The following is a 12103-nucleotide window of genomic DNA, read 5'->3' as shown; positions in this document are numbered from 1 at the left end:
AAACTGATGAACAGTGGCTTTACACAATTACTAGCCCAGTGTAATTTTGGGTATTTTAAATGTCGTTTCTTCGTCATTAAAGCCAATATCAATTCCACCCAAAGATTGATTGTTATTAACAATATCAATAAACTCATTATAAGCGTATCGGCATTCTGTTTTATCGGTGTAGGGACCATAGTTTACCCCTTCGCGAGTTTTAAAAAACCAGTTTCCAGAAATACGATAAAAACGCCCAGTGCGCTCGAATTTTAAGCAAGGTTCTTCACCACAACGCTGGACATATGCTGGGGATTTTGAATAATCTCGGGGAGAATAGTCTTGAGTTTTTGAGCCATTAGCTCGATTATGTATATTATTCATTCTTGAAGTCACTTAATCCCTCCTTGACGAATTACCGTTCACTGATATGACCAACCTTGCCAGCGATTAAAAAATAGGGCATCAATAAAAAGTACAAGCTAGTTATTTATGCATGTTTCAATAAAGCTTGTATTTTATGTGGAAATAATTCAACCAGCAATAGCCCAAAGGTAAAATTATTTGGGCTAATGGTTAAATTTTTAGCGAAATTCAATGAATTTGTTAAGGCAAATTGAATGAGTTTTAATCGAGCTCAGTCTTATTTTGATAAAGTTCGGGCCATACTCTTATGCTTTTAATCATGTTTGATTTAACTTGTAAAATTTCCATAGGGTAGCCTTCAAGACGCATTCCGGTCCCGGCCTGTGGAATTGCTTCGATATATTCTAGAATCAAACCATTAAGGGTTTTGGGACCGTCAGTAGGCAATTCCCATTTCAGGGTACGATTTATGTCACGAATGGTTGCACTCCCATCAATAATAACGCTGCCATCCTCTTCTTTTTGAATGTCTCGGCTAGAGTCTGCGAAGTCAGTTGTGAATTCACCTACGATTTCTTCGAGAATATCTTCAATTGTTGCCAGCCCCAAAATATCTCCATATTCGTCAACAACTAGGCCAATACGTGATTTTCGCCGCTGAAAATTTAAAAGCTGCGTGTTAAGTGGCGTGCCTTCAGGAATGAAGTAAACTGGGGTCATTGCTTTAAGCAATGCTTCTTTGGTGATTTCATTATCATCATAGGTAAGCAATTTGACCATTTGGCGCGCATTTAAAAATCCCTCGACATGGTCTATTTCGTCGCGATAAATCGGTAATCGTGAGTGCACGGAATTCTTAATTTGATTGATGATTTCATCAATGGGTTGCTCAATATTAATGCCATTTATTTCATTACGGGGCACCATAATATCTTCAACAGTAACTTGCTCTAAATCTAAAATGCTAAGCAACATATTTTGGTGTCTTTTGGGAATTAACGCGCCAGCTTCATTTACAATAATTTTCAGTTCATCTGAATTTAAATGATCATTATCAATATCATTAATTTTAATTCCAAAGATCCTGAGTAGACCGTTAGTTATGGAGTTTAGCCCCAATACAAAGGGATAACATAACTTAAATAATGGCATCAAAATAAATGATGCTGGAAAGGCGATACGCTCGGGGTGGAGTGCCGCTAGTGTTTTAGGGGTTACTTCTGCAAACACCAGTACGATAAACGTCAAACCAACGGTTGCGATTATCACACCCGCATCGGGACCCCAAAGACGAGTACAGATTATTGTGGCAATCGATGCTGCGAGGATATTGACAAAATTGTTGCCAATTAATATCAGCCCAATTAACCTATCTGGTCGTGACAATAGTTTTTGGGTAAGAATAGCTCCCTTATTTTTCTTATTCACAGAATGCTTGAGTTTGTAACGATTCAAGGACATCATGCCGGTTTCTGAGCTCGAAAAGAAACCAGATAACAGAATAAGTAGAACGAGAAATAGTGAAAGGGTCGTGGTTGTTATGTCGTCCAATGCTGTAATAACTCTTTTATTTTCACAGAAACCAGGAATTATCTGACGAGTAAAAACTCAATCACTAATTTACTGCCAAAGTAGCCTAAAAGTAACAAAAATATACCTAATAAGCTCCATTTGGCGGCAAATACGCCACGCCAACCTCTGATATATTGACCAAACATCAGGATCGCTAGTACCAGCCAAGAGGCGCTTGTGAGAATAATCTTATGTAAAACCTGAGTGGATTGTTGTTCTTGTGGTAATAATATCACAAGAACTAATGATATCGTCATTAATACAAAACCGACAGTCAGTAATTGTACTAAATAGCGTTCCATTCCTTGAAGCGGCCCAAGCCAACGATGGATATGGGCGGGGTGATGCCGTAATCCTTTATCTAAATATAAAACTAAAATAGACTGTAGTGCTGCCAGCAATAAAATGCTCATTGACGCGATGCCGCTGAGTACATGTAACAAATTGAGTGGCTTTCCATCGAGAGAAATAGGCGAAATGCTCTTGAATAGAGCCGCTTCAACGATACTGATAGCTGCGACAGGAAGCGACACTAAAAGCAGTGGATGAGTCTGGTGCTTGATTAAATTCCAGCCGACCATGCACATTGCCAGCCAAGTGGTCATACAAAAGATGTTAAATAATCCGACATTTTGACCATTGCCACCATCAATCAAATGGTAAGACAAGTAACCATGGCAGATTACCGCAATAAAAAATGCCGTAGTTGATAACTGGTTAAGTGGTTGCCCTTTAGATAGACTTTTCCATGTATAGATAAACAATCCACCATAAAGTAGAACGATTATCGACTGAAGAGTTACTAAAAGCAATTGATTAATCCTTGGGTAAACATGAGGTTATTATCTGATAGCCACGCTTGGCTGTAAACTATATAAAAAGCATTATTATCGAATAATGATGATACAGCGCAAACTTTCAATCTTTTCTCAGTGCTTGTGGTCAAGCATAATCCAGCTATAATAGCCTACTTCAAAAAAGTTTGTTGAATATTAATTACAGGAATTTTCGATGTTTGATAGTTTAAGTGATCGTCTTAACCGGGTACTCAAAAAGGTTAGCGGAAAAGGCCGAATTACCGAAGATAACATTAAGACGACTCTTCGAGAAGTTCGAATGGCATTATTGGAAGCCGATGTCGCGTTACCTGTAGTTAAAGAATTTATTACTAAAATAAAATATCGGGCGCTTGGAAAAGAAGTCAAATCAAGCCTCACACCTGGCCAAGCGTTTATTAAGGTCGTTAATGACGAAATGGTCAAAGCGATGGGGGACGCTAATGAAACCCTTGAATTAAAAGCGAAGCCTCCTGCGGTTGTATTAATGGCAGGTTTGCAAGGCGCGGGTAAAACAACCTCAACAGCCAAACTTGCACGCTATTTGATGGAGCGAGAGAAAAAGTCCGTCATGGTGGTTAGTGCCGACGTATATCGCCCCGCAGCGATCCAGCAATTAGAAAAAGTTGCAAGCGAGGTTGGCGCCCAATTTTTCCCTAGCAGCGTTGAACAAAAGCCCATTGATATTGCGAAAGCGGCTATTGCCCAAGCAAAAAAAGAGTTCGCGGATGTATTAATCCTTGATACCGCGGGTCGATTAGCTGTTGATGAAGACATGATGGATGAGATTAAGCAACTGCATGCTGCTGTTAATCCAGCAGAAACTTTGTTTGTGGTTGACAGTATGACTGGACAGGATGCAGCCAATACAGCTAAAGCTTTCAATGATGCATTGCCTTTAACGGGAGTTATTTTGACAAAAGCTGATGGTGATGCACGCGGTGGTGCTGCACTGTCAATTCGTCAAATAACTGGTAAACCAATCAAATTTATTGGTATGGGTGAAAAGCTGGACGCATTAGAACCATTTCATCCCGAACGAATTGCATCACGAATTTTAGGGATGGGGGATGTATTATCCCTGATTGAAGAAGTCGAGCGAAAGGTTGATAAAGAGAAAGCTGAAAAGCTGGCGAAGAAGGTCATAAAAGGTCAGGGGTTTGACTTAGAAGATTTTCGTGAACAATTAGTTCAAATGAAAAATATGGGTGGCTTGACCAGTATGCTGGATAAGTTGCCTGGTATGGGAAATATTCCACAATCTGCTAAAGAACAGTTAACTGATAAGTCTACCGTACACATGGAGGCGATAATTAACTCAATGACGCCTCAAGAAAGAGCTGCGCCTGATATGATTAAAGGCTCACGTAAAAAACGTATTGCTAATGGTTCGGGAACTGATATTCAGGCGGTAAATCGATTACTTAAGCAATTTAAGCAAATGCAAAAAATGATGAAAAAAATGAAAGGCAAAGGTGGCATGATGAAAATGATGCGAGGTTTGCAAGGAATGATGCCACCTGGAGGTGGATTGCCTCCGATGGGCCGTTAATTGACACCTCGATATTTTATATCGAAAATTTTGTGTCAGATTAGGTTTTTTGCAATATAAAGTCATTCGTCATAAATGACGTACCTGAAAAAGTAACTTACTCATTTTTCAAAGGAAATTTTTTAATTTTTATAAAAATCGAGTATAAAGCGGTAAAAGTGACATAAATATGTAACTTTAATACTTAAAAGGGTTCCCAAATAACAAATTTAAGGATAAAATGCGCGTCCTTTGTGGTCTGGGTAAATTTTAACTGTTATTTTACCTGGAAAATAGTAGAGAATTTAGAGGAAATACAACGCATGGTAACCATACGTTTAGCCAGAGGCGGTTCGAAAAAACGCCCATTTTATCACATGGTTGTTACTGATAAGCGTAATGCCCGTGATGGTCGTTTTATTGAGCGAGTTGGTTTTTTCAATCCTGTTGCGACTGGTCAAGAAGAGCGTGTTCGTGTTGATAATGAGCGCTTGGAGTTTTGGCTGGGTCAAGGTGCTCAAATGAGCGACCGAGTGAAAAAACTTTATAAAGACAACTCAGCAGCCTAATTTTAAAGTGTCATTGTGATGAAAGACTCTCCAGTTATTATTGGTAAAATAACTGGTGTGTATGGGGTTAAAGGCTGGGTAAAAGTATTTTCACATACAGATCCCAGAATTAATATCATCAAATATAACCCCTGGAGAATTCGTATCGATAACCAATGGTGCGAATATCCATTACTTGATGGTCGTGCTCAGGGAAAAACGATTGTTGCCGAATTAAAAGGTATTAATGATCGTAATTTAGCCGAGTCATTAATTGGTCGCGAAATTGCGATTGATCAAGCACAACTGGAATCGCTGGATGAAAATGAGTTTTATTGGCGAGAACTGGAAGGTTTGGATGTTTTAAATCTGAGCGAGCAAAAAATTGGTCGGATTTCGCATTTAATAGAAACTGGTGCCAATGATGTAATGGTTGTGAAATTGACAACCGAGCAAGCTGAGGTTCATGGAAGTAAGGAAATGATGATTCCTTATATTATGGATGATGTGATTAAAAAAGTTGATCTGCAAAATAATCAGATTCTTGTAGACTGGGATAATGAATATCTCTAAGTCTCATTTCAGGTTTACGGCAATTACTCTGTTTCCTGAAATGTTTACTGCGGTGACCGAGCATGGTGTGGTTGGACGTGCAGTAAAAAAAGGTAAAGTTTGCGTTGATTTAATTAATCCTCGAGATTTTACAACAGATAAGCATCGAACTGTAGACGACAGGCCATATGGTGGTGGTCCTGGTATGTTGATGAAAGTTGAGCCATTGCAAAAGGCGATTACATCAGCCAAAGCAATCGAACCTGGGACAGTTATTTATTTGTCACCACAAGGTCAGAGACTTGATCAGCAACTTGCTTATCAACTTAGCCAGAAATCACACATTATTTTGATTGCTGGTCGTTATGAAGGAATCGATGAAAGACTGCTCGTTGAGCAGGTTGATATGGAAGTGTCATTAGGCGATTTTGTGCTAAGCGGCGGTGAAATTCCTGCCATGGCATTAATAGATAGTGTCAGCCGTTTATTACCCGATGTACTGGGGCATAATGAGTCTGCAATACAGGATTCATTTGTGGATGGTTTGTTAGATCATCCCCATTATACTCGGCCAGAGATATATCATGATGCTGAAGTTCCTCCCGTTTTATTAAGTGGGAATCATCGGCAAATTGAAACCTGGCGTTTGCAGCAACGGCTTGGACGTACTTGGCTTAAGCGCCCAGACTTGTTGGCAAAGAAAGCATTAACCTCACAAGAGCAACAGTTGCTTGAGGAATTTAAAAAGCAGCATCGTATTGATAGCTGATTTTAAAATATTGAAAAGTTTGTTAGAAATTAAAACCCAGGAGTGGACAATGAGTAAGATAATTGATCAACTGGAACAGGAACAAATGAGTAAAGAAATCCCTGATTTTGCACCAGGTGATACTGTCGTTGTTCAAGTGAAAGTTAAAGAAGGTGACCGCGAGCGTTTACAGGCTTTTGAAGGCGTTGTTTTAGGCGTTAAAAACCGTGGTTTAAATTCAGCATTTACTGTACGTAAAATTTCATACGGTGAAGGCGTTGAGCGTGTATTCCAAACTTACAGCCCACTAGTTGACAGTATTACTGTTAAACGCCGTGGTGATGTTCGTCAGGCTAAACTTTACTATCTACGTGAAAGAAGTGGTAAGTCTGCCAGAATCAAAGAAAAGCTGGATGTTAAAAAATAAGTCACACTTATTTTTTAACTACTTAAAAAGCACTCTGTTGAGTGCTTTTTTTATATTTGAGTTTTACACGATTCATTAAGTCATAATCAGTTAATGACTGTTAATCGAATTAAAAGAGTTTGCCATCAGGAACGACTTTGCTAGTATCAAGACGTTTAGGCGTGTCTTTACCTGTGACCAGTCCTTCGCTTGCTTTAGCTAATGTATCTATAATTCGGGTCATCGAATCAATATCAAGAGTTTCTATTTCGTCCGATGATTGATGATAATGGGTGTCTTTATCAATTTGAGAACTTGAAAAACTGTGCGCAGGCACACCCAGTCTTGCCAGTGTTGCATTATCTGAGCGATAAAATAAATTTTGCTTGGGATAGGGATCGGCATAAATTTCTGTATTATCTAAGTTTTGATTGAGTAAATGTGCCAAGTCAGAACGCTCATACCCCGTCATCCAGAGTTTTCCTGGTCCGAACTTTGATGGCTTTCCAATCATTTCTATATTGAGCATCGCAATGACCTTTTGTGGTTCAATATGATTGGAAAAGTATTTTGAACCCCAACCACCGATTTCTTCTGCGGTAAAGGCAACAAATACTAGTGTTCGTTCGTTAATTTTTTGTTGTGCAAAATAGTTCGCCAGGTTGATAATCGCACTCGTACCAGAAGCATCATCATCGGCACCATTGAATATGATGTCTTGATCTTTTAGGGTTTCACTTTTTACATCATTGGGAGTGTGGCTTTTCTCACCAATATGATCATAGTGAGCAGAGTAAATGATCATTTCATCTTTTTGCTTTTTGCCTGGAATAACGCCAACTATATTAACCAGATCATGTTGATCAGCTTTAGTGCGAATATCGATTTTAAAATTGGCCAGGCTAGCAAATTCGCCCATAACAACTACAGCAGACGGGCCTTTATTTTTACTTAGTTTATTTAATCCTTGCATAAAATACTGGCGAAAACGAGAAAAGATTTCTTTGTGTGCGGGATTAACAATTAATAGAGTATTGTTATCTTGATGATTTATCCGAGTAAATATTTCTCTAAAATTATCGTCTTTATCAATGGTGACTATATTTACTTTGTCACTTTGATTCCATTGTAAATGTTCGAAACTGGTTAAAGGTAGAATGTTTTCTGAGGTAATTGGTTGTCCGTTGATTTGGACATTGATTGAATCAGAAACAATACGATAAAGCGTAAATTTTTGTTTAAACTCCTTTTGTCCAGTCATGGGTTGTAATCCAATTTTTTTGAAACGATCGGCAATATAATCAGCTGCAACATGAATTTCAGGAGAAAATGAAGAGCGTCCCTTTAACTTATCGTCAGCTAAAAACTTCACATCATTTTCAATCTGTAAATTTGAGAATGAGTTGGTGTAAGCAGGCGCGCTGAATAAAAATCCACTGATACTGAGTAATAAAGCCATTGCAAATGGGGGACGACATTGGATAGTCGGTAAGTGTGAATTATTTTTGCTGATTGGTTGCTTTTGTTTGTTCATCAATTTGGTATTCGACATTTTTTTCTTCCGCTTTTTAAGCTTGATTATCTGTTTTCCGATGTTTGCTCAAATTAAAACTCATTAGGTTACTCTGTATTGAGTTTTAATCAAATAAACCATGCTCAGTTAAGAATAGCTTTGTTTAATGGTTAATCAAGCTAGGTTAATCAAGCAATAGAGAATGAGTCTAAAAACTGTAATCAGGTAAAACTAAACTGGCAAATTAAAATTGTTTCAATTTATACATTCAATGCAATGGACTGCAAGCCGGAAAGCTTCTTTTACTGAGTCCACAATTTGATAAAGATTTAAATCTTCCCAATCAATATATTCCTGCTCGGCTAAAAATCGAAAGTTAATGACCTTTTGCCAATATTTTGAGCCGTATAAAATAATCGGAATAGGGGGAATCTTTTGGGTTTGTATCAGAGTTAGGACTTCCATTAACTCATCAAGTGTGCCAAACCCCCCCGGGAAAACAATAATAACTTTGGCGCGCTTTAAAAAATGCATTTTGCGCATTGAAAAATAGCGAAAGTTAAAGGAGAATTCTTCACTGATATAACGATTAGGAATTTGCTCTCTTGGAATAATAATATTCAGTCCAATACTTGATTGACCTATTTCGGCAACACCACGATTGGCTGCCTCCATAATGCCTGGGCCACCCCCTGTCACCAACTTTGTGGTTTGATTTTCACAATCATATAAATGTTCGCCGATTAATCGAGCGAGTTGGCGTGCATCTTCGTAATATCGGCTTTGCTTGAGTGTGAGTTCTGCGCTGGCCTTTGCCTGTTTTAATAGTTCGCTTTTGGAAAGATTCGTTTGTGATTGAGAAAGCAGCTTTACCTTTTCTTGAATGAGCTCCGCTTTATGTTTATCTTCGATTCTAGCACTGCCAAAAAAGACAATAGTGTGTAAAATATTGGCTTTATCAAAAGCTTTTTCGACACTAAGCCATTCATCTGCAAGACGTTTTGCGGTGGCTTCATCTGCTGCATCATTGAAAAGATCTTTGGAAGAGGTCGCAATTGATTCTGGCGAGATAGCTGACGTTGATGGTTTATCGATTGAATCAGTCATGAATTAAAATAGATATAAAAAGATGAGCGATTGATAAACACATTATTCACTCTGGTGTCCGTAAGTGCAAGTTATTCCCTGTCAAAAAACTAGTGCCACAATTATCAAATTAATGGTTTTTTCTCAGTTGGTAAGTTTTTTGGGAGTTGAATAACTCGACTATTACACACCAGATCTTGTAATCCGCGTTTATCTTTATCAATTAGGGCCCAAATTGTGCCAATTCCGCCCAAGGAAGCTAAAGAACGCAAATAACCTTCTTTCCAATCCAGTAATTGACCATCAGGCTTGCAGACTTTCAGTCGCCAGGCTCGCATTCCAACCGTTTGTCCCCCTTTAACCCAGCACCACACATAATAATATTGAACGCACAGTAATAAATAGACCGACCATAATGGGTTTTGACTGATCATTAAGGAAAGCTGTTCACCATCAACATTAAATGGTATCGCAATAAGATTAATTAAAGCTAGACCAGCTGTGAGCGCTAATATGAATACTGCCAGACCACCTAATAAGTCATAAACCCAAGCAATTAAGCGCTTAAAAAAAGAAGCCAGTTGCACTGTGATTTTAGTTTGACTGGATGAGGAGGAGGTTGCTTTCGTATTGCTTTTAGCCATTGAGTGTTAATTAGTCACTAAAATTGCGAAAAGGGGAGTCTAGCAAAATTTGGCGACTCCCTCATCGCTTATTTTTTGGTATCTTGATTAAAATTGTCGCATTTAAACTGAATTCAATGCTTTGAATCAACGAAATAACTCATGCATCATCTGCGCAAATTCAGGAATGTGTAGCGCTTGTGGACCATCACTCAGTGCCTCTTCAGGATTTGGATGAAACTCAACCATAATGCCATTAGCACCAACCGCTTTAGCTGCTTTTGCCATTGGAATCACCAGGTCTCTTTTGCCAACCGCATGTGACGGATCGACAATAATAGGTAAGTGTGAAAGCTGTCTGATTAAAGGAATTGCACTGAGATCTAATGTATTGCGTGTTGCAGTTTCAAATGTTCTGATTCCTCGCTCACAAAGAAAAACCTGCATATTACCTTGCGATAAAATATATTCTGCGGCATTAAGCAGCTCCTCAATAGATGCCATCAAACCGCGTTTTAGCATAACTGGTCGATTAACTTGTCCAACCGCTTTTAACAAAGCAAAGTTTTGCATGTTGCGTGCTCCGATTTGTAGCATATCGGCTTGTTCTGCTACGGCTTTGACATCTTCGGTATTCATCACTTCCGTGATAATTGGCAGTTGATATTTTTCACCTGCTTGTTGCATGTAATCCAAGCCTTCAAAGCCTAGTCCTTGAAAGCTATATGGTGATGTTCTTGGCTTAAAGCATCCTCCGCGCAATATATCGACGCCCGTTTCTTTAGCATGTTTTGCGCAGGCCATAATTTGTTCTTTCGATTCAACTGCACATGGGCCTGCTAACACGGTAAAGCTATCACCGCCAATTTTAACGCCTTTAACTTCAATGATTGTATCTTCTGCTTTATGTTCTCGACTGGCCAGATGATAACTTTTACGCTTTTTCACCTCAGTCTTCGTTGCTTTATCACTAGAAGAATTATCTGCTGAGGGTTGTCCTGCGAGCGAGTTAAATTGAGCGCTGTCTGAAGTCTGTAGGAGGTCAGGTGATATATTGGCAACTTTAGCTTTACTCAATGCACTGGTTGATACTTTGGTTGCTGCCACATCTTCAGTAGGATAACTACCAAGCACTTTAAGAAAACGACACAGCTTAGAGATTTCCTGTAAAGCTTCGCTCACTGTTGGATCTGCAATATTTCCCTCGAAATCAATATAAAACATTTGTTCCCAGGGTTTACCCGCAATTGGGCGCGACTCAAGTTTGCTAAGAGGCAAATCTGCATCTCGAAATACTAACAATACTTCCGCTAAAGAGCCCGGCTTTTGGCCAGTAGATAGTGCAACTGATGTCTTGCAAGTAATCTGTTGTGAGACCTTTTGTGCCTCTCGAGTGACAACTAAAAAGCGGGTGGTGTTTTCTTTGAGATTAGCGATATTGGTAAGCAATACTTCCAGATTAAACTGCTCTGCTGATTCTCGGCTTGCAATGGCTGCCAGATTGCCAGATTTATCGTTTTTAACCAATTCAAGTGCTTCTGCGGTACTGGTGACCAGTTTCACTTGGGCAGAAACCAGTTTAGGCAGGTTTTTGTTACATTGTCGACTTGCTTCAGGATGAGCGAGTATGGTGCTAACATCTCTCAATTGAGTGCCACTTTTGGTAACAAGGCAATGATTGATTGGGTATTTTTCTTCGCCAATAATTGACAGGTTTGAATCGAGTAACAGATCATAGACTTCAGTAATACCGCCAGATGTTGTATTTTCAATTGGAATCACGCCATAGTCAGTTTTTCCCTCTTCAATACTTTTTAACACCTTTTCAAAACTGTTAAATCCCTGATAAGCATTATGGCTTTGATTAAAGTGCTTCTTGGCTGCCAGATAAGAATAGGAACCTTGTCCACCTAAAACGGCGATGGTTTTTAGTTTGTCATTATCAACTTGCGGATTAGACTGTGCTTGTAAATAATCACGCTGTACTGCAATAGAATCTTCAATAATGGCGTGAAATAAAGTGGTGACATAATGTGAATCGAGTCCACTTTGGCTGCCTTTTTCAATCAGCATGTCTAATAGCTGTTGCTCTCGTTGTTGATCGCGTACAGGGCGGAGGTCTGAGGCTTTATTAATAGCGACTGCTCGGCTGAGTTCTCGTCGGTAGGCAAATAATTCTAATAATTTATTATCAAGATCACTGATTTCAACGCGAATTTTGTCCAGCGATAAAGGGGCTTCAGATTGCTTCATATTGTCTTGCTCGTCTGTCATGATGGTTCCTAGTTTATCCCAACACCCAAAAAAAAACCTCCCGCTTGGGGAGGTTTTACTGCATATTTT

General features: G+C 39.0%; 12 protein-coding genes. 5 read left to right on the top strand and 7 right to left on the bottom strand.

The annotated features are described in order from the left end of the window. Positions 1–30 precede the first annotated feature (30 nt). From ABVT42_RS15000 to ABVT42_RS14990, 3 genes are all read right to left on the bottom strand, one after another. Positions 31–363, bottom strand: a complete 333-nt coding sequence (locus ABVT42_RS15000; RefSeq protein ID WP_353896630.1) for a DUF6316 family protein — start codon at positions 361–363, stop codon at positions 31–33. A gap of 243 nt (positions 364–606) precedes the next feature. Further along, complete coding sequence (locus ABVT42_RS14995; RefSeq protein WP_353896631.1) at positions 607–1896, bottom strand: HlyC/CorC family transporter; 1290 nt, start codon at positions 1894–1896, stop codon at positions 607–609. Positions 1897–1934: 38 nt separating this feature from the next. Then, positions 1935–2729 carry a cytochrome C assembly family protein gene (locus ABVT42_RS14990; protein ID WP_353896632.1) on the bottom strand — a complete coding sequence of 265 codons (795 nt, stop codon included), beginning with the start codon at positions 2727–2729 and terminating at the stop codon, positions 1935–1937. A 199-nt stretch (positions 2730–2928) separates the two neighbouring features. Between ABVT42_RS14990 and ffh the strand changes: the two genes are divergently transcribed. The 5 genes from ffh (at position 2929) to rplS (ending at position 6559) form a co-directional block, all read left to right on the top strand. After that, complete coding sequence (ffh, locus tag ABVT42_RS14985) at positions 2929–4305, top strand: signal recognition particle protein (protein ID WP_353896633.1); 1377 nt, start codon at positions 2929–2931, stop codon at positions 4303–4305. A 302-nt stretch (positions 4306–4607) separates the two neighbouring features. Beyond that, positions 4608–4853: a 30S ribosomal protein S16 gene (gene rpsP, locus ABVT42_RS14980; protein ID WP_353896634.1), complete on the top strand. Its 246-nt coding sequence runs from the start codon at positions 4608–4610 to the stop codon at positions 4851–4853. Positions 4854–4871: 18 nt separating this feature from the next. After that, positions 4872–5405, top strand: a complete 534-nt coding sequence (gene rimM / locus ABVT42_RS14975) for a ribosome maturation factor RimM (RefSeq protein ID WP_353896635.1) — start codon at positions 4872–4874, stop codon at positions 5403–5405. Beyond that, entirely contained in the window at positions 5392–6153 is a 762-nt protein-coding gene (gene trmD / locus ABVT42_RS14970) for a tRNA (guanosine(37)-N1)-methyltransferase TrmD (RefSeq protein ID WP_353896636.1), read from the top strand. Before rimM ends, trmD begins: the two co-directional genes overlap by 14 nt. A gap of 49 nt (positions 6154–6202) precedes the next feature. After that, positions 6203–6559, top strand: coding sequence for a 50S ribosomal protein L19 (gene rplS / locus ABVT42_RS14965; RefSeq protein WP_353896637.1), 357 nt, complete (start codon positions 6203–6205; stop codon positions 6557–6559). Positions 6560–6668: 109 nt separating this feature from the next. Here the strand turns inward: rplS and ABVT42_RS14960 are convergent, their stop codons facing one another. The 4 genes from ABVT42_RS14960 to ABVT42_RS14945 all read right to left on the bottom strand — a co-directional run bounded on the left by ABVT42_RS14960 (position 6669) and on the right by ABVT42_RS14945 (position 12034). Next, positions 6669–8090, bottom strand: coding sequence for a M28 family metallopeptidase (locus ABVT42_RS14960; protein ID WP_353896638.1), 1422 nt, complete (start codon positions 8088–8090; stop codon positions 6669–6671). A 216-nt stretch (positions 8091–8306) separates the two neighbouring features. Next, the gene (locus tag ABVT42_RS14955; RefSeq protein WP_353896639.1) at positions 8307–9158 is read right to left on the bottom strand and encodes an LOG family protein; all 852 of its coding nucleotides are present in this window, start codon (positions 9156–9158) and stop codon (positions 8307–8309) included. A 104-nt stretch (positions 9159–9262) separates the two neighbouring features. Continuing rightward, positions 9263–9781: an RDD family protein gene (locus tag ABVT42_RS14950; protein WP_353896640.1), complete on the bottom strand. Its 519-nt coding sequence runs from the start codon at positions 9779–9781 to the stop codon at positions 9263–9265. A 126-nt stretch (positions 9782–9907) separates the two neighbouring features. Continuing rightward, complete coding sequence (locus ABVT42_RS14945) at positions 9908–12034, bottom strand: bifunctional 3-deoxy-7-phosphoheptulonate synthase/chorismate mutase (protein ID WP_353896641.1); 2127 nt, start codon at positions 12032–12034, stop codon at positions 9908–9910. Between the last annotated feature and the right edge of the window lie 69 nt (positions 12035–12103).

The organism is Aliikangiella maris (assembly GCF_040719265.1).
Classification (GTDB): Bacteria; Pseudomonadota; Gammaproteobacteria; order Enterobacterales; family Kangiellaceae; genus Aliikangiella; species Aliikangiella maris.
Note: the sequence above shows the minus strand (reverse complement) of the source record. Positions and strands in the feature narration are given on the sequence as shown.